At 34.2% G+C, this 22,905-nt stretch carries 26 protein-coding genes and 1 pseudogene; 3 read left to right on the top strand and 24 right to left on the bottom strand.

What is annotated here, in order from left to right; genetic code table 11:
- Positions 1–703 precede the first annotated feature (703 nt).
- The 10 genes from JOC48_RS15645 to JOC48_RS15600 form a co-directional block, all read right to left on the bottom strand.
- Entirely contained in the window at positions 704–1,573 is an 870-nt protein-coding gene (locus tag JOC48_RS15645; protein WP_204501257.1) for a sulfite exporter TauE/SafE family protein, read from the bottom strand.
- A gap of 211 nt (positions 1,574–1,784) precedes the next feature.
- Positions 1,785–2,564: a sugar phosphate isomerase/epimerase family protein gene (locus JOC48_RS15640; protein ID WP_204501255.1), complete on the bottom strand. Its 780-nt coding sequence runs from the start codon at positions 2,562–2,564 to the stop codon at positions 1,785–1,787.
- Between the two features lie 59 nt (positions 2,565–2,623).
- Positions 2,624–3,262 carry a YesL family protein gene (locus JOC48_RS21785; protein WP_420829226.1) on the bottom strand — a complete coding sequence of 213 codons (639 nt, stop codon included), beginning with the start codon at positions 3,260–3,262 and terminating at the stop codon, positions 2,624–2,626.
- A gap of 84 nt (positions 3,263–3,346) precedes the next feature.
- On the bottom strand, positions 3,347–4,492 hold the full coding sequence (locus JOC48_RS15630; protein WP_204501251.1) for an ROK family protein: 1,146 nt from the start codon (positions 4,490–4,492) through the stop codon (positions 3,347–3,349).
- Between the two features lie 60 nt (positions 4,493–4,552).
- On the bottom strand, positions 4,553–5,539 hold the full coding sequence (locus tag JOC48_RS15625) for a hypothetical protein (protein WP_204501249.1): 987 nt from the start codon (positions 5,537–5,539) through the stop codon (positions 4,553–4,555).
- A complete protein-coding gene (locus JOC48_RS15620) occupies positions 5,536–6,558 on the bottom strand; it encodes a Gfo/Idh/MocA family protein (RefSeq protein ID WP_204501247.1) in 1,023 nt (340 codons plus the stop codon). The genes JOC48_RS15625 and JOC48_RS15620 overlap by 4 nt, the downstream gene beginning before the upstream one ends.
- A gap of 21 nt (positions 6,559–6,579) precedes the next feature.
- Positions 6,580–7,347, bottom strand: coding sequence for a sugar phosphate isomerase/epimerase family protein (locus JOC48_RS15615; RefSeq protein WP_204501246.1), 768 nt, complete (start codon positions 7,345–7,347; stop codon positions 6,580–6,582).
- Positions 7,348–7,441: 94 nt separating this feature from the next.
- A complete protein-coding gene (locus JOC48_RS15610) occupies positions 7,442–8,278 on the bottom strand; it encodes a carbohydrate ABC transporter permease (protein WP_204501245.1) in 837 nt (278 codons plus the stop codon).
- Between the two features lie 2 nt (positions 8,279–8,280).
- Positions 8,281–9,162 carry a carbohydrate ABC transporter permease gene (locus JOC48_RS15605; protein WP_204501360.1) on the bottom strand — a complete coding sequence of 294 codons (882 nt, stop codon included), beginning with the start codon at positions 9,160–9,162 and terminating at the stop codon, positions 8,281–8,283.
- Positions 9,163–9,318: 156 nt separating this feature from the next.
- Positions 9,319–10,638, bottom strand: coding sequence for an ABC transporter substrate-binding protein (locus tag JOC48_RS15600; protein ID WP_204501244.1), 1,320 nt, complete (start codon positions 10,636–10,638; stop codon positions 9,319–9,321).
- 686 nt (positions 10,639–11,324) lie between these two features.
- On the opposite strand from JOC48_RS15600, the gene JOC48_RS15595 reads away from it, so the two are divergent.
- Positions 11,325–11,573, top strand: coding sequence for a hypothetical protein (locus JOC48_RS15595; RefSeq protein ID WP_204501243.1), 249 nt, complete (start codon positions 11,325–11,327; stop codon positions 11,571–11,573).
- A gap of 142 nt (positions 11,574–11,715) precedes the next feature.
- Here JOC48_RS15595 and JOC48_RS15590 read toward each other — a convergent pair whose 3' ends face one another.
- The gene (locus JOC48_RS15590) at positions 11,716–11,922 is read right to left on the bottom strand and encodes a hypothetical protein (protein WP_204501242.1); all 207 of its coding nucleotides are present in this window, start codon (positions 11,920–11,922) and stop codon (positions 11,716–11,718) included.
- Between the two features lie 214 nt (positions 11,923–12,136).
- On the opposite strand from JOC48_RS15590, the gene JOC48_RS15585 reads away from it, so the two are divergent.
- Positions 12,137–12,316, top strand: a complete 180-nt coding sequence (locus JOC48_RS15585) for a hypothetical protein (RefSeq protein ID WP_204501240.1) — start codon at positions 12,137–12,139, stop codon at positions 12,314–12,316.
- A gap of 28 nt (positions 12,317–12,344) precedes the next feature.
- Positions 12,345–12,656 (top strand): hypothetical protein, encoded by a 312-nt coding sequence (locus JOC48_RS15580; RefSeq protein WP_204501238.1) that lies wholly within the window; start codon positions 12,345–12,347, stop codon positions 12,654–12,656.
- Between the two features lie 350 nt (positions 12,657–13,006).
- On the opposite strand, the gene JOC48_RS15575 is transcribed toward JOC48_RS15580, so the two are convergent.
- The 13 genes and pseudogenes from JOC48_RS15575 to JOC48_RS15515 form a co-directional block, all read right to left on the bottom strand.
- On the bottom strand, positions 13,007–13,642 hold the full coding sequence (locus JOC48_RS15575; RefSeq protein WP_204501236.1) for a hypothetical protein: 636 nt from the start codon (positions 13,640–13,642) through the stop codon (positions 13,007–13,009).
- Between the two features lie 382 nt (positions 13,643–14,024).
- Entirely contained in the window at positions 14,025–14,588 is a 564-nt protein-coding gene (locus tag JOC48_RS15570; protein WP_204501234.1) for a transposase, read from the bottom strand.
- A gap of 4 nt (positions 14,589–14,592) precedes the next feature.
- A complete protein-coding gene (locus JOC48_RS15565) occupies positions 14,593–15,180 on the bottom strand; it encodes an ATP-binding protein (protein ID WP_204501233.1) in 588 nt (195 codons plus the stop codon).
- 289 nt (positions 15,181–15,469) lie between these two features.
- Positions 15,470–15,763: a hypothetical protein gene (locus tag JOC48_RS15560; RefSeq protein WP_204501232.1), complete on the bottom strand. Its 294-nt coding sequence runs from the start codon at positions 15,761–15,763 to the stop codon at positions 15,470–15,472.
- A 39-nt stretch (positions 15,764–15,802) separates the two neighbouring features.
- Positions 15,803–16,933 carry a phospholipase D-like domain-containing protein gene (locus tag JOC48_RS15555; protein ID WP_204501231.1) on the bottom strand — a complete coding sequence of 377 codons (1,131 nt, stop codon included), beginning with the start codon at positions 16,931–16,933 and terminating at the stop codon, positions 15,803–15,805.
- 548 nt (positions 16,934–17,481) lie between these two features.
- The gene (locus JOC48_RS15550) at positions 17,482–18,138 is read right to left on the bottom strand and encodes a thermonuclease family protein (RefSeq protein ID WP_239584417.1); all 657 of its coding nucleotides are present in this window, start codon (positions 18,136–18,138) and stop codon (positions 17,482–17,484) included.
- A gap of 244 nt (positions 18,139–18,382) precedes the next feature.
- Complete coding sequence (locus tag JOC48_RS15545; protein ID WP_204501230.1) at positions 18,383–18,589, bottom strand: hypothetical protein; 207 nt, start codon at positions 18,587–18,589, stop codon at positions 18,383–18,385.
- Positions 18,590–18,697: 108 nt separating this feature from the next.
- Positions 18,698–19,237 carry an RpnC/YadD family protein gene (locus tag JOC48_RS15540; RefSeq protein WP_204501229.1) on the bottom strand — a complete coding sequence of 180 codons (540 nt, stop codon included), beginning with the start codon at positions 19,235–19,237 and terminating at the stop codon, positions 18,698–18,700.
- Between the two features lie 138 nt (positions 19,238–19,375).
- A complete protein-coding gene (locus tag JOC48_RS21315) occupies positions 19,376–19,681 on the bottom strand; it encodes a magnesium chelatase domain-containing protein (protein WP_239584416.1) in 306 nt (101 codons plus the stop codon).
- 167 nt (positions 19,682–19,848) lie between these two features.
- Positions 19,849–20,208, bottom strand: a complete 360-nt coding sequence (locus tag JOC48_RS15530; protein WP_204501227.1) for an alpha/beta fold hydrolase — start codon at positions 20,206–20,208, stop codon at positions 19,849–19,851.
- A gap of 164 nt (positions 20,209–20,372) precedes the next feature.
- A pseudogene (gene tnpB / locus JOC48_RS15525) lies at positions 20,373–21,511 on the bottom strand (IS200/IS605 family element RNA-guided endonuclease TnpB).
- 369 nt (positions 21,512–21,880) lie between these two features.
- Positions 21,881–22,165 carry a hypothetical protein gene (locus JOC48_RS15520; RefSeq protein WP_204501225.1) on the bottom strand — a complete coding sequence of 95 codons (285 nt, stop codon included), beginning with the start codon at positions 22,163–22,165 and terminating at the stop codon, positions 21,881–21,883.
- Positions 22,166–22,390, bottom strand: a complete 225-nt coding sequence (locus JOC48_RS15515) for a helix-turn-helix transcriptional regulator (protein WP_163536240.1) — start codon at positions 22,388–22,390, stop codon at positions 22,166–22,168.
- Positions 22,391–22,905: the final 515 nt, after the last annotated feature.

Raw genomic sequence — 22,905 nt, 5'->3', positions numbered from 1 at the left:
TATGAAAAACAATGTACTAGGGGGTTCCATTTGGGTTTAATCAAAGGTTTTTATTTTGATTAGACTAATGATTTTCAACATTCGACCCTTGATTGTCGAAATCCTTCTACCTTTATTTTTTCAATAGTTCTATTAGACCCCTCGAAACAAATGCGGAGGGAATTAGACTATTTTATCTTTCAAAATCCTTAATGTTGAAATTTGTATTTACTTGACGTTACTCCACCGTTAACCTCCTTTGCAACAAGTTGTAAACCTTGTGACAATCACTAGTAAGAAACATGGCTGAAGTGGTACATTCTTATAGCCGTAATCAGCATACTTATAGATAAACAAAAATAAAAAATTCCCTGTTTTTTAATCTCTCGACAAAATTCACCGTTTCACGAGTAGTCATAGGGAGATTCACTTGTTCGACAAATTCCGGGACGTCACTGACTATACTTGAATACTTCCTGAACAATCAAAGCCTTCCATTGAATCACTAATCACTTAGGAAAGTTTGAACTAGGTCAAAAAGGTGATCCGTTTTTTTCACCACTAGTAATGGAAGGAAAGAGAATATCATGAAAAGAACTTCTCATAACTAAAAGAAGTTGCTGATAAATAAATACCAGCAACTCCCAAAGGGAATATCCCACTCCTTGAAAAACTTCACCAATTTACGAGTGTGATGCACCATAATCTGACAGGTACCATCTTCCTAAGAATTAACATCTACCATTTTCTTTTTGTGAGCTTGCTTTACCTGCTGGATGCCAAAAAATACGATTAGTACACCAACGTAGAACAATAAAACAATTAATCCTGCAATTGTTAAGTTCACTAATTTTAGGAATACACTAAGAAACGTGACGACATATAATCCACCTAATAACAGTTGGATCTGTTTATTCGAATAGAGCCTTGTAAATCTCGGTCCTAGTTGCGTACCAATAATTGCTCCAATAATAAGGTAAGAAGCGAGAACAAGGTTAATCTTGGTACTAAATGCATAGGAGAGAAAACCTGCGGTTACGATAAAAATGATACTTATAAGAGAAGTACCTACAGCCAACTTTGGTTGGATTTTAGCAATCGTTATTAATAGCGGGACCATGATAAACCCTCCACCAACACCTAACGCTCCAGACGTAAAGCCTCCTAGCATTCCTATCATTAAAAATTTCCACTTCAATGGTGAAGTTGGTGCTTCTTTTGTTTCAATTTTTTTATTTGTAAACATAGTAATAGCAAAATAAGCTAGTAGAACAAGATAAAGTACGGGGATAACTATTTCATCAAATCCTATTCTTTCTAACCACATAACAGCCGGACGAGCGATTTGTGTACCAATTACTCCGCTTACGGAAAGAGGAAGAACTCCCTTCCAATAAATATTTGCGAGTTTAAAGTGTGCCCATGCTCCAGATACAGAAGTAGCTATGGTGTAAAGCAAACTCATGGTAATAGCTCCTACCGGTGTAAAACCAACTAATAACAAAACAGGAGTAAGAAGGAATCCACCTCCAACTCCAAAAAAACCAGACATAACGCCTATTACTACCCCAAGAGGTAACGCCCATAAAATCATTAAAATACTCCTTAAATTAAATATTAAAGGCTTTTATCTGGAATTAGTGAAATACTACATATATATATTGTATAAATTCTTTTTATAGTTACTCAATTAGGAAGTCGGACTTTTTGAAATTTAGTTTTATTTAATATAATATTACCGATGTGATAAGTAACCTCTTATTTTATCTCATTTTCATACAACAAAATTCATTCCTAAATACGAATTAATAATTGGCAGCTTTAGCCCAAATTCCATTCAAGAAACTAGCTGTATTTTCAAGTTCTGATACGGATACTGGTCCTTTACACTCTAACCCTATTGGACCATTGTAGCCAATCATTTGTAAGGCATCTACTATTCTATTAAAGTTAACCTTTCCTTTACCTGGTAATAAACGGTTCGTATCTGAAAAATGAACCAACCCCATGTTTGAATCAACAGATTTAATCATCTCAACAGGATCCTGATTTTCCATTTCCATATGATAAGTATCTACCATCGTTTTTACTACCGGACTATCAATAGCTTGAACTATCCGAGCAGCTTCCTTAGGCTGATAGACAAAATTTGTCTCTTTTTTGTTTAGAGGTTCGAGAATTAAAGAAACTTTTGATCCTTTTGCCCATTGAGCAATCTCATCAAGTAATGTAATAAGAACAAATTCCTCAGCTTCTGGCCGAATCCTCGCCACTCCAAATATAGGTACAAAAATAACCGCTTTAGCACCAACTAATGAAGCTACCTCCATTCTTTGTTTTAATGTATTTAAGGCTTGTAATCTACCATCAACTGTATCATCTAGTAAACAGTGGTTACCTAATCTTGAATATATAGCAGTAGGCTTAATTTCTGTTTCAATAGTCGCTTGTTCAAGATCTTTAATATGTTTAATTACAGTATCACCCAACAAGTCGATTCCGGAATAGCCAATTTCCGCCAAATTATTACACTTTTCTAAGTAACTATTACCTGGCACTAAAGATTCATGACATGTTAATATCATTTACACACTCCCTTAGTAAGCACTTTTCAAACGAACAATAAACATTTTAAAAAGGAACGTTACTGACTTTTAGTTACTACTTTTATATATAACCAATAAAATGAGCTAAAACTAACTAGAGAAATTAATGAACCCATAAAGAACAGAATAAAAAATGTATAAACATTAAAACTTATATATACTAGTAAAAATGTAAAAATTGCTATACCAAAACTTAAGAAGGGGTATCCAAACGTTATGAATACAACCTTTTTAAACGAATTAATCAACTTAGTTTTGAAATGAATATTATATGAAATGACATGTAGTGTAAACGCAACCAAATAAATGAGTAAGAAAAAAAATACATATTTAAATAATTCATTTACTTGAAATACAAAATAATAATAATCGATAACAAAAATAATCCATACTATTAATAATAAACTGCCACATAGAACGCTGGTTTTATAATTCTCTCTATAAGACTTCCAAAATGACTTAATTGTAGATGAATTATTTTGTTTCATGATTATTTTGCGCATTTCTGCAAACATTGCTAAAGTAGAGGGGAAAAGGATAAAAGGTATTAACACTACAATAGAAATACCTAATGTAAGCAAAGATTCTAGATCTTTTGCTACATACAAAGTAATAACTAAATATACAATGGGGAAGTTAAAAACTATCCATATTAAATTGATGAATGATAACCGCATTATCCATTCCGAAAACGTATAAAAAAATCCTACAGTCCCATTTGTTTGCACTGAACTTCCACTCCTTTTCCCCCAATAGATATATCATTGAAACACATGATTATATAAAGCTAAACTTGCAGCACCTACTACTCCTATATATTCACCAAGAATAGAAACTTCAATTTGCACTTCCTCTTTACGAGCTAAAAAGGAATATTGATTTATTTTTTCAAGCTCTTGTATTAATTCATTATTCTTTTGTACTAAATTTCCACCAACAATTATTTTATCAACATGAAACATATTTATAAAAGAAGTGAGTACAATTGAAATTCTTTTTCCTACAGTTTCTAATAAATGAAAAGCATTAGGGTCCTTATTATTGATTAACTGGATAAATTCATTAATAGAGGATAATTTTAGCTCTTTTAGAATGAATGATTCAGAAGCGTACCTTTCTAAACAACCTTTATTTCCACACCAACAAGGTTCTCCATTAGGCACTAAAGACATATGACCAAGTTCACCCGCACCTGTTACTCCGCCTCTAAATACATCATCATTAATTACTAAACCAGCACCTATTCCATGACCAATAAATACAAATAAGAAATTTTCAAGTTTTTTGTTATTTCCATACATTCTTTCAGCTAACGTCATTGCTCTCGCGTTGTTATCTACATAAACAGGTAACTTGAATTTTTCAGAAATAAATGTTGATATATCAAGATTTTCCCACCCTAAATGATGGATATTTAAAATAATTCCATCTTTATAATTAATTAGTCCTACAGATCCAATTCCAATAGCCATAATATTAATAGTAGGGTTTTGATCTATTATTTCTTTAATTAATTTAGATACTAAATCCAAGAAACCTTGTATATCTGTATTCTCAGGAAATTTTACTGTATTATCTGCAATGACTTGACCTTTTAAATTAACAATGGCAAGTTCTATTCTATCTGTCCGAATATGCAATCCAATTACATAAATGGTATTGGGGTTAAAGTCAACAGCAACAGATTTTCTACCTGCACGTGGTTTTTGATCAGGTAGGTCCCCTATTTCAATTAATAATCCTTCCTCAATTAATTCACCCACTATATTAGTAATAGTAGCTGGAGTTAACTTTGTTTTATTTGCAATTTGTTGCCTAGACATCATGTTATTTCTTAATAATGTTTGTAATATTAGCAATTTATTATTTTGCTTTACTCTAGAATAGTTCTGACCAATTCTACTCACTGTCACTTCTCCTAACTTAAATATTAGTTATGCCCTAGTATAGAACTAGGGCATAACCTTTTATATTTTTGTTTTATATAACCTTAGTTCATGAGCTCCATCATCCCTTGTATATTCGTAATAGTACCATATATATCCATCTAAAACTAATGCATCTACATAACGTACTGCTTTCTTAGAACTTGTTTCTAAAAGTGGTTCATTATAGTTGACTTTAGCAAATGTTCTTAAATCATAAGTAATAGCTACCGCCCCTTTTTCCTCATAATTTTGCTCTACTCCAACACTTCCATCCCACAATACTGTATAAGCATTATTATAAGGAATTATAGTTGTTAATCTAGATTGATATTTATCCCATCCATCCATGCCAACAGGCAGAACTGTATCTATCCATTTAAAATTAATTCCATCTTCACTTATAGCTAAACCAGTTGGTGCAACAGCTAGACCAGTATTATGAACATCTCCAGTTTTATGCATATCAGTATCTTCTGCATCTTCTAAGCCCTTGGCAAAAACAAAATACATATAATACTTATCATTTACATTTATTACATAGGGGTCTTTAACCCCTTCTACAGCAAGGTCAGCTGCAGTTAGTACTTTTTGTCTCTTTTTAACATCAAATGAATCAGGAGTTTTTGATTCTATAACATCAATCCTCCACCTACTATCCTCCGGGTCAACATAACTAATATATAAACGATACAAATTGTCATTAATTTTTACGAGTGCTGAACGTTCAATCGAACTTGAATTTAACTCTTTCTTATGGACGCTCCATGCATCCTGGAAATTTTCACCATCTAAACTACGTGCTATCCTTACTTCAAACCCTCTTTCGTCATCACCGAATCCTCTTGGCTGTCTTACTCTATAATATAAATAAAACGTGCTATCCTTATCATCAAACATAATAGTAGGTGCCCCAACCCAATACCCAACACCCTCTCCAGTTGGTGAACAAACAACCTTTCCATCCTCTGGGTTAAAAAGTGGGGCTGCACTCCATTTATCTTTATATGATGTTTTTAATGTACTCATTTCACATTCTCCTTTACATTCAATTTTTTTAAGTCTTCTAGGCCAAAACTATTTAGATCGGCTATATCAATTATTTTATTTTGTACAGCTGAGCAATTAGCTCCTAATACAACTTTTAATGTATGAAAACCATCTTCAATTGACGCTAATATATAAGATTTATCCTTTTTCAAAAGTGCTTGATGAAAGTCATAGTTAATTCCAGCAATCCTGTCCTCATTCATAAGCTTTTCTTCTTTACCAGGTGTTTTAATAATCAATTGACCTTCTGTTATACGAACCAAACGATTTTTTTGAATAATATCTAAAAATGGTTTTTCATCAATTTCTGGGTATAGGCCATATGTTGAGTAGAAATTACCAACTGTATTATTTTTAAATGAAACAGTACTGCTATAACCATCCCAATTTTCCATTTCTTTTGTCGTTACCTTCTGTGTAAATACAGAATATAGATGGTCAACTTCTCCAGCAAAGTAAATAGCTAGGTCTACCATATGAATATTTTGGTCAAATACTTGACCACCACCCAGATGTCTTTGCTGAATCCATTTGACGAGAGGTACAGTCCAATAGTATCTACCTGTTATTAGAGAAATAGGATCATCACCGATTACTTCTTTAGCTTTTTTAACAATATCCATGGATCTCCATTGAAAACCAACCGTACAAAATATCCCTGATTTTCTTACTAATGTCTGAATCTTTTCTCCTTCTTCAATGCTAACAGCTAAGGGTTTCTCTATATATAAGTTCACTTTTTTTGAAGTGATGGCTTCAACTTGCTCAAGTCTACCTCTCACGGGTGTACATAAATATACAGCATCTAAGGACTCTTCCTCTAGCATCTTATGATAATCTGTATAAACCTTGGCATTGGTTCGATTACCAAGATTATTTGCTATTTTCTCATCACTATCACAAACTGCTACTATATAAGCTTCACTCATCTGCATAAGTTGATTAGCGTGATGAGATCCCATACGTCCTGCACCAATAATTCCATATTTTATTGTCATTTAAGCTCTCCTTTCCTTTTTTTATTTCCCTAACAACCCATGCATATATGTTGCTGCTTGTTTTACTTCATCAGGATGTTGCAAGTGTTCGAATTGAAAAGTTAAATCAATCCCTCTTTGTTCTAAAGCTTTAAAAATATTTAAATAATCTACTTCTCCCTGGCCTAATGGAACCTCTGACCTTTTATCTGTCCTAAATACCCCATCTTTTATATGTCCTCCTGTAAACAAATGCCCCCACTTTTCAATGGATTCAAATGGATCGCTTCCATTTACTAATAAATTTGTTGGATCGAAATTTAAATGAAGATTGACGTGATTTACTTTCTTATACAATTTTTCAAACCTTTCTAGGTTGTGTACAAAGCATGGTGAATGATCAATTTCAATTGAAAATGTAATGTTTTCAGAAGCACAAATTTCAGTAATTTCCCTTGTGAATTCGATTACATTTTTCCAAGTTTCTTCCTGCCCCACTCCTTCATCAGCTACCATTGTACGGCTGAAAAGAGGAATACCACCTAGAATCTTTGCTCCTTCTAAAATTAATTTCATGTTTTCCCTTACTTCATCTCTGGATTGTGGGTTACATAAATCTATGCCTATTCCTGCAGATGTAATAGTGATATTCCTTTTTTCTGCGTATTCTTTTAGTCGTCTAGTGATGTCGTGATCCATTAACTCAGATGCGGATAATTCAATAGCATCTAATCTGCACTCAACTGCTAAATCTACTTTTTCCTCTAAACTTAAATTCTTAATATCCGGTATTCTTAACCCTAATTTCATATTTCTACCTCCTATCCAAACAATTAATTAAAACATTGAATTAATTAAATTAAATATTATTAAACTATTTATCTTTTGTCAACATCAAAATTGATTATTTTAATCCTGTTGTAGCCATTCCATCTACTAGATACTTTTGACAAAATAAAAACAATATTATCTGTGGCAACAACGATAGACTTGACATGGCTAAAAGTGGTCCCCATTGAGTCATGGTATCTGGATCAGCAAACATGTTAAGACCCAATGAAACTGTAAATAACCTTGATTCGTTCAAATATATTAAAGGGGCAAAAAAGTCATCCCAAGTCCACATGAATGAAAATATTGTCACTGTTATCAACGCAGGCTTACAAAGGGGTAATACAATCCTCCAAAAAATCCCAAAATAACTACAACCATCCATAACTGCAGCCTCGTCTAACTCTCTAGGTATTCCTCTTATAAATTGAATCATTAGGAATATAAAAAATGGAATACCGCCAACAAATGCCGGAACAATTAAAGGTAAATAGGTATTTACCCAACCTAAATTATGAAACAGAATATATTGAGGAATTAATGTTACTTGCATCGGTAACATCACCGTAGCCAATAGACATGCAAATAGTAATTTTCTAAATTTAAAATCTATTCTCGCAAACCCAAAAGCAACTAAACTAGATGAAAAAAGGGTCCCTATTACCACGAATGTCGTTACAAACGCTGAGTTTCTAAAAAACACATCAAACCCTTGACCTCCTGATCCTTGCCACCCTTTTGTATAATTTTCAAACTCAAAAGAAGTAATTAATAATGAAGCTGCATTAGCAAATATTTCCGAGTCTTGCTTCAATGAACTTACTATTAACCAAATTATCGGGTATAGCATTGCAAACCCAAACAGAATGACAAATGTGTGGTATGTTATACTATTTATTTTTTCCTTCATATTTATCGCCCACCTTCAGATTCATAGTAAACCCATGATTTTGAAGTTTTAAAAATTACGGCAGTGAAAAAAGCAATGATCAACAGCATTATCCATGCCATAGCAGATGCGTATCCCATTTTAAAATATTCAAATGCCGATTCATAAAGATAAAGTGAGAAAAATAAAGTCTCATCAAGTGGACCACCACCTGTTATTAAATAACCTTGGGTAAATATCATAAAACCATGGATTGTTTGCATGACAAGGTTAAAAAAAATCACAGGTGTTAACATAGGTATAGTTATCTTAATAAACCTCGATATAAATCCAGCTCCGTCTACTGCGGCTGCCTCATATAACTCCTTGGGTATATTTTTTAAACCTGCTAAAAAAATCAACATAGGTGCCCCAAACTGCCAAACTATTAATAAAATTATTACAGATAATGCATAATCCGGACTATTTATCCAATCTGTGGTAATAATACCTAAGCCTACTCCCTCTAACATTGCATTAACCGCACCATCCCGACCGAATAACAGTCGCCACATAACCGCAACAGCTACACTTCCTCCTAATATAGAAGGAACATAATAAATCGTAGAATACAACCCCTGACCTTTATGAGAAGTATTAAATAGCATTGCAACAAATAAAGCGAAAGCCAATTTCAACGGAACTGCTATAACAACAAATTTCAATGTAACAATCAATGCCTTCCAAAACCTTGGATCATCTGTAAACATACTAATATAGTTTTTTAAACCAACCCATTTTGCACTTGTTAACATATCATAACTAGTAAATGAGAGATAAAAAGATGCTATCATTGGTCCAATTACAAATCCGATAAACCCAATTAACCATGGGGAAATAAATAAAAAACCTGCTATATTCTTCATTACAACTTTCTTTCTTGAACTAATTGTTTTTATGTTGGTAGATAAATCTGTTCTAAGTTGACTCACCTTATTCCTCCTTTCAATATAAACTTTATTTACTCGTAAATTTGGGTGCTTAAAGTTATTTTAATTAAAATAACTTTAAGCACACCTTTTTTATTCGCTAGCTTCAACCAGAATCTCATTGGCATCTGATACAAACTGATCTGCAAGTTCCTCAGCAGAAATGTTCCCATATCGATATTGTTCCATTAAACGATCATATAGAGAATCAATCTCACCTTGACCGGCTGGTGGGACTGGATACAATTCTCTTGCATATTCCTCTTCCAATAACGTGATATAATCAAAAACCTTTTGAGTGCCCTCATCTAATTTTGGATATAAATACTCTTGCATCTCAGGGAAAATAGGAGTTCCTCTAATTCCTAACAAGATATCATTTGCTTCTTTACTAGTAGTGAAGAAATCAATAAACTCAGCAGCAAGTTTTTCTGTTTCATCTGTTGCATGAGTTGTAACGGAGAACGATAGACTAGGTTTAATAAAATGTCCCTTTTCTCCTCCAGGTAAATCTGGTAGTGTAGTTAATTCAATAGGTCGACCAGTTAATTCTCGAACAAAAGAAACTTGACTGCTAGTAATTAATTCTGTCGGTGACTCTCCATCAATGATAAGTCTATGCTCATTTCCCTTAGCGGCAGCTGCTACCATTTCTGGTGTTGGTACAACACCTTCCTCTCTTAATGGCTCAAAAATGTTTAAATAATCAACTAACATTTGCTTATCAAAACCGATTTCTGTATTTTCATCATTGTATAACCATTGTCCATGTTGTCTTAAGTAATGGATAAATCCATCCCCTAATCCATCCATGATATTCACATAGGTTTCATCACCTAATTTATCTTTTAACTCTCGTGCTGTCTCCACATATTCATCCCATGTATATCCTGGTTCAAGGGGCTCCACACCAGCTTCTTCAAACATTGCCGGATCGTAAGCAAGCACACTAGAATTAGTCCCCAAAGCAATTGCGTATAATTTATCGTTAATGCTTCCACTATCTATATATAATTCACTAACATCTTCTAAATTTAAAATACCTTCGTCTTGATACTTCCCCAAATCTTTAATTAAATCCCTTGATACATATTCATTCAAACGGGAATAATCCATTTGGATAACATCAGGAAGATTACTTCCCGCAGCTTGAGTAGCTAACTTTTCCCAATATCCGTTCCAACCGGAATACTGTGGGACAATTTTTACATTTGGATTTTTTTCTTCAAATAACTCTATTACGTCTAAATATTTTTCATGGTGAACAGATGTACCCCACCATGCAATAGTTAATTCAATTTGATCATCGGTATTATCTTGGTTGCTAGAACTTTCCTCCTCTGTGCTACAACCAATAACTAAAAACGTTATACTTAGTAACACCGTAAATAAAACTAAATATTTTCGCATCATTTTCCATTACCCCCTTTAGGAAATTTAAAAATTAGACAAACAAATAGTGGTATCTGCAGTTCATTTTCTTATAATTATCACACCTCCATAATTAGTTAATTCATTAAATTAATCGTTAGGTGAATTATAAAATAACTAAGAAACAAAAGTCAATACATTTTTGGAATCGCTTTCAAAAAACACCTAAAAAATTTAAGAATGGCTTTCTAACCAGCTAATCAAGCAAGCCAGTTTAGAAGCTGGCTCTTCTTATGAAGGAATACGTTCATCGATCATTTATCATACGGGGGAGGCGAAAAAGAAAGTCCCAATTCAATCCGTTGAAAACATTTACTCCTTCCCTACACTTCAGCCTGCCTTATTGTTAATATGTATTAAGGCATACCATAAGATGCCGGCAGGAAGAAGAAGCTAGCAATCTATGAGAAGTATGGATTTAATCTTATTGAGCTTAATGATGGTGATATTCTAAACCTTGATGACATCACCTACAAAAACTATTAGAGTTTGAAGATAACAATTGGATTGGCTTTTTTGGTAGTTATTTAGGTGCCGTTATTAGTGCTTTTCTTGCATTTTCAGTTGTATACATACAAGTTAGAGAAGAACGAAAAAGAAGAGAAGAGGATAAAATAGAAAGAGAAAGATTAACTTTTAATATGATTACTCACTTTCTATATGATGAAATGAAGAAAAATATTGAAAAAATACACCCTTCAACATTAAATGCAATGAAAGATCACGGAAATAATAATTTAACCCACAAGCACAAACTTAACGTAACATTCGACACTAATATATTTGATGACATTAAGTATGATTTGCTTCATTATGACAAAAATAATTATGTACTAGAGGCAATAGATTTATATGTTACTACATTCGCAACTATGGAAAAATATGATGAAGTAAATAAATTACACAAAAGATGCTAGAGAAATTTTTAAAAGAATTACTACTTGGAAAGAAAGATTAGACACATAATGTACTTGTTTTGTTGTTCAATAAGTCGCCCCCTTGTTTACCCTAACAAAAATGACGCCATTAATTTATTAACTGGCGCCTTTCTGATTTTCTCTATTCTCTAAATATCGTTGCAGTTGAAGCACCAGTCATTTCAGCAATACCATTGACATAATACTGTTCAGTATCATATAGCTTTAATTCACGTTCTCTGTCCTTTTGGTTCTTTTTAGATCTTCCTCCTTTTCTGCCTCTTGCCCTTGAAAATTCCAGTCCAGCTTTTGTTCTTTCCGCAATTAAATCACGTTCTATTTTACACATGACAGATTATAGCTTTAGCTAAAGCAGTAGTATCAATATTATCTCTAATCCGGGACGTCACTGTGACAGTACCTGAGAATTGTCTTTCTGAAACCAGTCTAGATGAATCCAGGAAAAGTTATAATTAAGTTAAAGTTGTAGTTTGAATAAATAAACAATTTTAAAGTTGAATTTTCTCCTTTACACTTATTGGTATCAAAAGGGAGGGATTTACATGGGTAGCGTTAAAAAGATAAGTGAAGCGTATAAACAGGGTTTTAGTGACATTGCTGACGGAATAATAGATCATGTGTATCAAAGCAATCTTTTTGAAAGTTATTCTTTATCACCTTCAACCATTTATAAGAAAATTGACACCGCCAAAATGTGGGTGGTTATCAAAACCATATCATAATGATGATGCTTATACTTTCTCTTATACTATGAATAGTCCGGATTCCGTTAGGTGGATGTTTACACCAGATTGGAATATACACAGCAGATTATCAAAGAGAAAGGAACCCTTTAAAAAATTTGGCAATCAACTATTAGGTAACATCGCCTTTGATATGGAGGTTCCTAAAAGCAGATTAAACTGTACGAGTCAAAAATGGAAAGGGCTCGTATATAAAATACCATTCGAACCTTCGACATGGAATGAATCACAGATTAAGCAAGAATACATTGATACGACAATAACCTTCATTAAAACATTAAAACCTTATATAGATAATTGGGTAAAAGAAAATAAGTAATATTGGACAGTAACTGGCACTCTCTGAATGAAACCTCTTACCCTATATTTTTCGAAAAACCCGCTAAATTGCGAGGGGGTGCCTATACCTAATATTGAGCTTATATATAGGGCATTTGATAAACCAACATCAACCAGTTCCTGCTACTCCAATTTTCATATTAATCACCCTTTCATTCCATATTGCCGGTTTCTGTCTATTCATTACCAATCCTCGACAAATTCCGGGACGTCACTGTATCAATCCTTTTATAAACCTTAAAGTTATTCTTAATGTAATCGTTTCTATGGTCTTTAACAAAACATTGAATCTATGGGTGGTGACACCAAACCTAAACATAATTTTTACCTTTAAGTTTTTCTGCTCATCTTATTTATTGTCACTTTTAATCTAGGTTGATATGGAAGCAGCATTAATCGTTTTGCTTCATTAAATATAAGATTCCTTTTTTCTTCTTCAACACGACCTAACTTTTTTTCTTGTTGCTTTCTTTTTTCATGTAATTCACTTGGCGGTTCTTCAAGTTTATCATAATAAGCTTGTTCTTCTTTAAATACCTGTGTAAATATTTCATCTTCTTTTTCTATCGTTTTTTCTAATGATTGTAATTGTCCCTTTACTTCAGGTGATACGCGTTCATATGGAATTAACACTTCAACATTTGCTTTAATCCAATCCAATCCCATCTTATTGGATAATATAGTTCTGTGGTTTCCTCCAGTACTAACGGTAAAGTATCCATTTGGAAGCAGTAGAAGATGTAAGTCTTGAGGTGAATTATCATTCCAACCACTAGCATTTACCAATTCTACTAATCGCACCAACTTCTCTTCAGAAACAACACCAGAATAGGATAATCCGATAATGTTTTTAGGATTAATTTTTGTTACACCATAATCAAGGTACAAGCATTCTCCATATGGTTCTACTAAATCATTAAAATACTTCCAACCGATTTCTCTCTTACTTTTCTGATTTTGATACATTTAATTACTCCCCTCTCCTTTATATAAACCTATGAAATAGAACATCACTTTATTTTTATTTAACCCAAAAAATAATTATCCTAGTTCATCAGCTATAAAGGATAATTTTGCTCGCTTATCTATATGTGGACCGGAAGTGATTGCTGTAGACCACTTTTGCCTTTCTTCCTTGACGTAACCGTTCCTTGATAAACTTTCTGTTCTCTGCTACCTCAGCAGATTAACCAAAAAACGTTACCTTAAATTTTTTGCACTGGTACTAGTTTATCCGCAACAAAGACAACTTCCCCTACGAATTCATTGATTTCTAGCATCAGTTTAATACTAGTGCTTAATTGAGGGGAAGCCTTTCTTGAAAATTAGATACTTCACTTTTTCAATATTACGGGTGGTGACAGGTACCGGCTCTTACAAACTCTCGATACTTCTCCTGCTTCTCCTCTAATGTCCCTGAAAAGTAATCCAAGACTAACTGCGGTTTTAAAAAAACATAGTTTGGGTGCACACTTCCCAGATAATTTTGAAAGCTGCTCCAATGGTAATCTTCTGCTTTTTTTATCATTTTGGCAGCAACAGGATTCAGGTGAATATACCGACTAACGTCTAACAAACCTTTTGAATTGGGGATGATTTTATCATAGTATCTCTTTTCAAATAGATGGCCTGTTAAGTGATGCCTTGTATTAAAATAACTAGCATAGCGGCGATTAACGAGGGCCATCACTTTGGAGATTTCCTGCTGGTGGGAACGAATTTGCAGATGAAAGTGATTCGTCATTAAGCAAAAGGAGGCCAATTCAAAGGGATAGCGCTCATTGATTTGTTCGAGAATATAAAGAAAGTTGATAAAATCGTTGTCATCTCTAAATAGCGCATCACGTCTATTTCCGCGACAAACGACGTGATAAAAATAGTTTGGTAACCAAATTCTTTTCTTCCGTCCCACTGTGTCACCTCGCCACCGATTTTGGATTCTTACCTTTTATTGTTCGCCGCAATGTCATCGCTTCCCATAATGCATCATTCGATATACAGTCCTCCCCTTTTAAATCTGCAATCGTCCTTGTGATACGGAGTACCTTCATTTGTACTCGAGTACTCCAGTTATATTGTGTCGACCATTGTTGTACCATCTTCTGTTGATCAGCATTTAACTTCGTACAATGAAGGATTACCTCTGGTGCAGCTACAGCATTTGTCATCTCAGATCCGTACCTTTTATATTGACGTTCCCGTGCCACGACTACTCTATTTCTCATTACTTCAGATGCTTCATTATGTTCTGGGGATTCCTTATCTAAAGCAACCACTTGCAAGTACAGCAATATATCCATTCGGTCTTGAATTGGACCGGATACACGGTTCGTATAGGCGGTAATCTGCTTTGGTGTACACGTACAATAGAAATGCCGTGAACCTAAATATCCACACGGACATGGGTTCATCGCACCAAGAAGAAGAAACTGTGCAGGATTAGTGACCGTAGATGCAGCACGACTGATTGTTACCTGTCCTGTCTCTATTGGTTGCCTAAGCATCGCCGTGAGGACGAATGGATAAAAATACGCAAAATATATCCCCCTCTATTCACCCCCGCTATATATAGGGTTTTATCCACTGTTCCACCTAATCTTAGGTTTTCATTCCAAAATAAAAATGCCCACCACAATATTGTGATGAGCAAAATTTGACGAGTTCCTTCTATTGAATTAATTACTTGAATCCATATTCTTTTCTATCTTAAAATTGCACAATTTATGAACTGGAGTTAGCCTACTCATGCAATCAGAAAATAAATTTGGGTTAGCCCTATTGCATGATTCGCAGTCAGGGACTTTTACCATTCTTTTTTGGGCGCTTAACTGTTGGACTTGGATATTCCCTCATTATTTTATATTCACATACATGATCATAATCAATGTGATGAACTACAAACTCTTTATCAATACTCCATCCACACCAAGAACATTTTTGATTTTCTCTATATAGTAGGTGATTTTTAACAAAAGGATTTTTTTGAACTCTCCTTGCAAACATCTTCCATTCTTCTTTACCTTGGTGTTTTTCTTTCATATCCATACTTTGGTTTTTAGGTATAACCTTAGGATTCATATCTATCACCGCCATATTAAGTTATGAAACTGTTTTTTTATTTCATTTTTATTGATAGTTCTTGATTAGATCTATATTTTGATAAACAGATTTATTTATCATAGCATCCTTTATCTCGTCAATGACTGTTTCAATATCATTAATGCATTGTTCTATGTCATCAAAAGATTGAACTAGTTCATCCCCTATTTCTTCTATATCACGAAATTTATCATGTTTAAAATTCCTTACATACTCTGATGCACCTTCTAAAGCAGAATCAACATCTTCCCCTATATCAATTTGTTCAAACTTCTTCCACATCATAGACTCTTCCCTGTTATTCATAAAATTAGCAAGTTCATCTAATTCAGATGCAAAGTCTTCTACCAAGTCCCTTAATTGTTCTACTTTCTTTTCAGCTTTTCCTTTATTAAATTCTGAAGGATAGTCATTTACCAATTTATCTACTATATCTTCAAACCTGTAATGAAGTTCCTTAAATTCCTCCCACTTTTGTTTAGGGAAGTAAGCATTATCAATATTTATTACCTCTATTTCTGGTATATAGGGCTCATCCCCTGCCAATGTGAAGATATCTTGCCTAATATTTTGTAATAAATCCCTCATTATTTCAGCTATCTCTTCCATTACTATTGCATATTCAGAAGTTGCATAAAGGATTGAATTGTCTTTAATTTCTTCAAAAATTCTATAGTTTATTTTACTAACTTCCCTTGGATCATTCACTAAAAGCCCTAATTCAAAGTTATCTTTACTTGCATCAGAAAAATTCTGTGACCCGATATAAGCTACTGTATCAGTCATTATGAGCTTTGAATGATTATCAAAATTAAAATAAACATTTAAATCTCCAAACTTTGATCGTTCTAGTACATTTAGTGTGTATTTAATTTTATTCTTTGCATCATTTACAGCAGCTTGATCTATTTGGACAGTCTTCTTATTTATGTAATCGTCTCTTCTTGCTGGTATGTTTAATACTAATGTAATTGGTGTGGAATTACCCACTTTCCTAAGCTCTTTAATTAATTCTGTTTTAGGTTCATAAGTATTAATATTATAGGTTACGATATTAATATAATTTGCCTTTTGAAATTGATCTATTAATGATTGATATCCATTCTCTTGATAAGAAAGAATTACATCCCCCTTAACATCATGAATAATTTTCTTCACAATAATCCCCCTAGAATTCCGTCAATAATAAACTCCTATTAATAATAGGATAGAGCTTAATGGATAAATAAGCAAAATAAAAAAGCCCACCAAGTGGCTTAATCAACCAACTCAGTGGGTTCCTTCATTACTTCTTCACCATATATATTTTTGCTTACAATGATTTACTTACAAATTTATTTAATAACTCTATTAGGATGTAGCTTTATGTCATTTAAATATTTAGCTAATTCCGGATATAAGGTAGTTATATCAGTAATTGATTGAAATAAGTAATGGCAAAAAATTTTAATATGTTCATAAGGATCGAAAACATAAAAAGGCATTCCAACCTTCTTAGCGAACAAAAATGCTAGGTCGTTTGAAAACTATATCAGGAGGCTGTGATTGCTTTATGGCGAGAATTAGCACTTATGTACCAGCAAGAGGTAAGTTATCCAGCTAGGCTTATTTTTAATAGAGGAAACTTCAGCATAAAGAGAGTTCCTCTGTTTCCATTCGACAAATTTCAGGACGTCACTGTACCTTAGCTTTTGCCGATCTATCATTCACTCCAAACCACCATCCCTTCCTATTCCAAACAAATCCATCTGCCCTTGATAATCTACTCCCCCCTCACTTCCAACAATCCCCCAAATCCCCTTTTTCCTAATTTTTGCCTTGTCTTGTGCTCTGGCGAGTAAATCATAATATTTGTACGGAGGATTATATACATAAGCGATATGCGCAAAGCCCTCTTCCAATAACATTTGGTTAAACAATTTACCATCTACCCACATATAAGCGAGAATTCTCCCATAATGATCCCATTTTGGACCATCATATTCCAACTGCACTTGTTTTCCTGTAAGTATTTTTTTAGCAAAAGCACTTGCTTCCACACCAAATTTTTCAGTTAGTCCCTTTGGGTGGACCGTTTCAGGACAGTCAACGAGTAGTAAACGAACATCTACCATGTCTTCATTTACATTCACCTCAATCGTATCGGCATCCACAATTCTCATCACCTTTGCGATATCTTTGTGTGAATCATTTTTTAGCATTTTGGATGAAGAGGGAGTATCTATCTCAGATGATTCGAGTTCCCCGGGAAGTTCAGTTACATCATTATCATGATCATCGTTGTGATGACATTTTCCCTTTTCTTCAGCCTCACACTCCTCCATACATATGACAAGAGTAATTTTAAAGCATAATGGCTCCAACTTAGTTCCTCCCTCTTTCTTGAATAAACAAAGCTAATCGGTTTCAAGAAATCTTTTAAACTCTCTTATTACTATAATCGCGGCTACCAAGTTATTTAGTGTCTACCAAAGTACGAAAAAAAGAGAAGTGCGCGAACACCTCTCATATCCCCCTACCACATATCAACCTTCGACAAATTCCAAGCTGTCTCTGTGACCATAACTACTGTAACATACATATACCAGTACCACCCGATTTCACATCCTACAACTCATCAGCTAACTTTTGGATCTTTTCCTTGGATAACGTGACATATTTTGCTACTAATTCTACTGACATACCATCTTTTAGCATCCTACGCGCAACTGATCTTTCACTTTCTTCCTTTCCTTCTTCTTTTCCCTCTTCCCTAAACACTCTTTCCAATTCTGCCCAAGACTGTGGTAAGTTGTCTCGATCCACATAAACCATTTCTTTTCCCTCCTTCGTTTGGATTATTTCATCTCTTAACTTTTTGGCACTTTCAGAATTTATTAATTAAATCGGTTGAAAGTATAAGTAAAACTAAGGCTTTCGCCATTATGGCTTGGCGACAAGCCAAGTTTTTCTAATTAAATCTAACGGTATTTGAAGTAAATAATCTATGAAGTAAATGAGTGTAGCGATATAAATGCGGCGTTCTACTGGAGGATAACTGCTCTTTTGTAAAATCATTCGAAAAAGTTTGCGTTTGAAGCGATATCTTTTTTCTTCATCGTCTTTGGATTCGTTGGCATATTTGGCCGCCAACACTGCGATTGCAAATGGATTGTTCGATTGGACCAGTTCACTTTCTTCGTGGTCATAGAATTTATACATATTATATTTGTATGTTAAAGAGGTTCCTTCAAAAGCATTGTGATACGTGTCAGGTCGAAAACGTTTGGTGTCGTCTGTCAATAATGCAATCGCAACGGTGTCTCGATTAAATTTATCATAGATTCGGTAATAATAACGGAACATTCGCTTTGGGAAATCAGGATCTGTATCTCCTTGAACTTCGATATGAATGAGGATCCACTTTTCCTCACCACTTTTTAAAGAAAACTTGGCTAGTGCCAAGCCTTTAGGCGCAGGCAATCGCCTAGTTGCGCTTATACTTAGTTCCTAAAAATTTTTACTACGTCGATTAACTTCAGCTATAAAATTTTATACTCCTAACGTGTAAAAATACCTTCACGATTTGATCTGCAACTAGTTTGCCCTTCTTTTATTTGATTATCTCTTGATAAAGCTCCTGCTGCAAAAATTCCGGCTTCTTTGTAAAGTTAATTTTTTCGGCAAGACCCGGCAGTGATTTGGCCATTGCTGTTGCTGCTTTGAAGGAGTTGGGACCTTCTTATCGGTCACATCCAGATCAAAATAAGCTATCGATGCTAACACCCGCTCCCTAGACTCCTTTACAGAAGCATCCGGCAAACCTACAATCACCACCGATTCCTTATCATGTGAAATCCGCACCTCTACCTGCACACGGTAACCTTCCAAACCTTTCAAGCCAATACTAGTAACCTTAACAGTCATACATCAGCCTCCAATTATTTAGTTTTTTTCCATACAATGGGATTTTGAATAAAAGAATGCTTGTTTAAGAGAAAACATAAAAAGAAAAAAGAAATGAAACGAAGTATTTATAGATCGAATTAGCAACATAGATTAACCAAAAACAAAATTACTATCACATTAAATAACTATTGAGAGATTAACCACTCCGCTATTGTTTCATGTGCCTGCTCATTATGAATAAGTGCAAAATGAGATAATCCATCTACTAGCACAACTTCTGTTTGGTAATGTACGTCAAAAACGTCATCATATTTTTCTGCTTGAAATGATTCATCTTCACTTCCAGCTAGGACGAGTACATCGCCATCCATCGAAGCAATATCTTGATTATAATCATCTCGAGGATGCATGGATATTTGTAAACGATAACTGTACGCTAAAGTCTCTGTACCATCACGGTATTCATTTGGCATATTAAAGGATATAACATTTGTATCATTCATGTGAGTAATGCCAACTTGGTTTAACATTGATAATCCAATCATACGAGGCACACTAACGTTTGCCCATCCATTTTCATCGCTGTTATTCGTAGGTGCCTTATGGTGAATATATGGAGCTATTATTGAACCCTCTCGCCACTTAACGACCTTACGGTCTGTTTGAAGTGGGAGATTCCTAAGAACACCAACCTAACAGTCGGTTTTGATTAGGCTAACCCCGTAGGACCTACGGTTAGAATTCTTATTGCTTCCTTTTTAATATTTATGCTAGCGTTCATATCCCTGTTATCGTGGTGTGCACCACAAGATGGACAATCCCACTCACGTAACGCAAGATTCTTCATATCTTTATTTTGATAGCCGCAACAAGAGCAAAGTTGGCTTGAAGGAAAGTTTTTAGAGACCATGACAACCTGTTTTCCATACCATTTTGCCTTATACGCTAGCATGATACGAAACATGGACCAACTCGCGTCACTAATGGCTTTTGCTAATTTATGATTCTTTAACATATTCGATACTTGCAAATCTTCTATACCAATAATGTCGTGGTTTTTGACAATATGGAAAGAAATTTTATGCAAGTAATCCTTTCTTATATTGGTTATTTTTTCGTGAATTCGTGCAAGCTTGATTCGTTGTTTATGCCAGTTAGAAGAACCTTTCTTACGTCGTGCCAATGACGCTTGCACTTTTACAAGTTTCTTTTCTAAGGTGCTAAAAAATCTTGGGTTCTTGTAGATGCTTCCGTTGGATAGAACGGCGAAGTCTTTCAATCCGACATCCATACCAACAGATAAGTATGTTTTGGGTAATGGATCTATATCTGTTTCAACAAGGATAGATACAAAGAATTTACCACTTGGATGACGTCTAATCGTAGCATTGATAATCCGACCATCCACTTCACGACTTTTAGCAAATGAAACAAGTCCGAGTTTTGGTAGTTTGATTTTGTTCGCAACAATCGCAATATTATCGTTCGTGCGTTTTGTGGTGTAGGATTGGACCTTGTTTTTTTGGACTTGAAACGCGGGGCTTTCGACTGTTTTCTGAAGAATCGAGCATACGAATTGGAAAGGTTTTTAAGTGAGGTTTGAAGGGCAATGCTATCCACTTCTTTTAACCAATCCAATTCTTTCTTAAGATGGGTTAATTGGGAAGAACACGTTTTGTAGGTCATACCTTTTCCAGTTTTTAGATAGGTAGTTCTCCATTTTTCCAAAAAGTGATTGAATACAAAACGAGAACAACCAATGGTTCGGTTGATTAATTTCGTTTGATCTTTGTTAGGATAGATTCTGAATTTATAAGCCCTATGGACAAGCAATACATTCACCTCCATCTCTCTCTATTCATTATACAATACAACTCGCAAAAATACAAACATTTGTTCGGTTTAATTAAAATTGACTTAGGACTAGGAACCGAGTTAAACAGTCGGACAATGGAGATAGCTGAAGCTATCCCTTGTCCGAAGGCGATTCATCCCCACCCTACTCATTAGGCTAGCGCCCTTCTCACTCCTTGAGAATGGGGTCTTCTCGCCTGTAATGATAAAAATATATGCTTGTTTACTTTCACCTTGCTTATTTTGATTTTTATAAACGTCCCTTTCAAAGTGAAAAAAGGGTGCCAACTGACGTAAAGTTTAACACAATCAACTTTCTCACCAATAATCCTAGCGAAGGGTAAAACAGTATAGATAAATGGATTAATAAACCCGTCTGAAAATATAAATCAGAACAGAATGCAGAATCATAATTCCCGTTATTAAATACCACATAGCCATACGCCAGCCTTCCCCATCTAATGGCATTACAAAGTCCTCGAAAAGTCTAACAAACACCCATCCAATGATAAACATCGGAAAAATAATCTTATAAGACCTGTTAAGAATTTTTTGTCCCCGTTCATCCTTTCCTTCATCTCCAAATTGAAATTTAGACCAAAAGGTAATGGCAACAATTAAAACACCAAGAAAAATATAGAAAAACATTTACAATTCCTCCTTTAATTGATATTGAAAGACTTCTTGCAATTCCACCTCAAATAAAAGTGCAAGTTCATATGCCAATTTGAGTGAGGGGTTATATTTATTTTTTTCCAAAGAAGCAATCGTCTGTCGACTAACACCCACTTTCTCTGCGACATCTTTTTGTGAATAACCTTTTTTAGCTCTTAGTACTGGTAATTGATTTTTAATTTCACCATGTTCATTCATGATTCAACCTCCTAATGATAAGTTTATTGTAATATATTTTTAACTTAATGTAAACTATTTTTGTCAAAAAGTAAAACTTTTTTTTCTTTAAGTTATAAATACTTATCATTTTAAGTTTAAAATGAAGAATCCACAAAAATGATAAAACCTTTAAAAGTCAATGGGGTAACTAAAATACAGAGAGGATGTCGCCGCCTTCCACTCTCCCGAACTAATGAGTTTTCACCGAAACCACAATGTTTTAGAGAACAGCCTATTTTTATAAGAAATGAAGCGATGGGAGATATGTTTATAATGGAATTAGAAAAATTAATGTTCATAAAACTAAAGAAGAACACTCTCATTAGATTAGATACTTTCATGTCATCCCCCACAAAAGTGTCCTTCCATTATAGACAAATCCGACCTTTGTCCTTTTGTGGTGCCTAGTGTAGTAAATAGGTTCAAATAAAGAAAAATAACCACCATTTTCAGTGTAAAATGGAAGTACCTATCACAGAACTTCCAAATAACCC

Origin of the sequence: Aquibacillus albus (assembly GCF_016908325.1) — a bacterium.
GTDB lineage: Bacteria > Bacillota > Bacilli > Bacillales > Amphibacillaceae > Aquibacillus_A > Aquibacillus_A albus.
The sequence above is the reverse complement of the archived record's forward strand: the minus strand, read 5'-3'. Positions and strand labels throughout refer to the sequence as shown.

Bases quoted from the DNA above. Each gene is read 5' to 3' on its own strand.
- JOC48_RS15645 (WP_204501257.1), bottom strand. From the start codon at position 1,573: ATGATTTTATGGGCGTTACCTCTTGGGGTAGTAATAGGCGTTATGTCT.
- JOC48_RS15640 (WP_204501255.1), bottom strand. From the start codon at position 2,564: ATGATATTAACATGTCATGAATCTTTAGTGCCAGGTAATAGTTACTTA.
- JOC48_RS21785 (WP_420829226.1), bottom strand. From the start codon at position 3,262: ATGCGGTTATCATTCATCAATTTAATATGGATAGTTTTTAACTTCCCC.
- JOC48_RS15625 (WP_204501249.1), bottom strand. From the start codon at position 5,539: ATGAGTACATTAAAAACATCATATAAAGATAAATGGAGTGCAGCCCCA.
- JOC48_RS15620 (WP_204501247.1), bottom strand. From the start codon at position 6,558: ATGACAATAAAATATGGAATTATTGGTGCAGGACGTATGGGATCTCAT.
- JOC48_RS15615 (WP_204501246.1), bottom strand. From the start codon at position 7,347: ATGAAATTAGGGTTAAGAATACCGGATATTAAGAATTTAAGTTTAGAG.
- JOC48_RS15610 (WP_204501245.1), bottom strand. From the start codon at position 8,278: ATGAAGGAAAAAATAAATAGTATAACATACCACACATTTGTCATTCTG.
- JOC48_RS15605 (WP_204501360.1), bottom strand. From the start codon at position 9,162: ATGAAGAATATAGCAGGTTTTTTATTTATTTCCCCATGGTTAATTGGG.
- JOC48_RS15600 (WP_204501244.1), bottom strand. From the start codon at position 10,638: ATGATGCGAAAATATTTAGTTTTATTTACGGTGTTACTAAGTATAACG.
- JOC48_RS15595 (WP_204501243.1), top strand. From the start codon at position 11,325: ATGAAGAAAAATATTGAAAAAATACACCCTTCAACATTAAATGCAATG.
- JOC48_RS15590 (WP_204501242.1), bottom strand. From the start codon at position 11,922: ATGTGTAAAATAGAACGTGATTTAATTGCGGAAAGAACAAAAGCTGGA.
- JOC48_RS15585 (WP_204501240.1), top strand. From the start codon at position 12,137: ATGGGTAGCGTTAAAAAGATAAGTGAAGCGTATAAACAGGGTTTTAGT.
- JOC48_RS15580 (WP_204501238.1), top strand. From the start codon at position 12,345: ATGAATAGTCCGGATTCCGTTAGGTGGATGTTTACACCAGATTGGAAT.
- JOC48_RS15575 (WP_204501236.1), bottom strand. From the start codon at position 13,642: ATGTATCAAAATCAGAAAAGTAAGAGAGAAATCGGTTGGAAGTATTTT.
- JOC48_RS15565 (WP_204501233.1), bottom strand. From the start codon at position 15,180: ATGCTTAGGCAACCAATAGAGACAGGACAGGTAACAATCAGTCGTGCT.
- JOC48_RS15545 (WP_204501230.1), bottom strand. From the start codon at position 18,589: ATGGTTTATGTGGATCGAGACAACTTACCACAGTCTTGGGCAGAATTG.
- JOC48_RS21315 (WP_239584416.1), bottom strand. From the start codon at position 19,681: ATGACTGTTAAGGTTACTAGTATTGGCTTGAAAGGTTTGGAAGGTTAC.
- JOC48_RS15530 (WP_204501227.1), bottom strand. From the start codon at position 20,208: ATGATTGGATTATCAATGTTAAACCAAGTTGGCATTACTCACATGAAT.
- JOC48_RS15520 (WP_204501225.1), bottom strand. From the start codon at position 22,165: ATGTTTTTCTATATTTTTCTTGGTGTTTTAATTGTTGCCATTACCTTT.
- JOC48_RS15515 (WP_163536240.1), bottom strand. From the start codon at position 22,390: ATGAATGAACATGGTGAAATTAAAAATCAATTACCAGTACTAAGAGCT.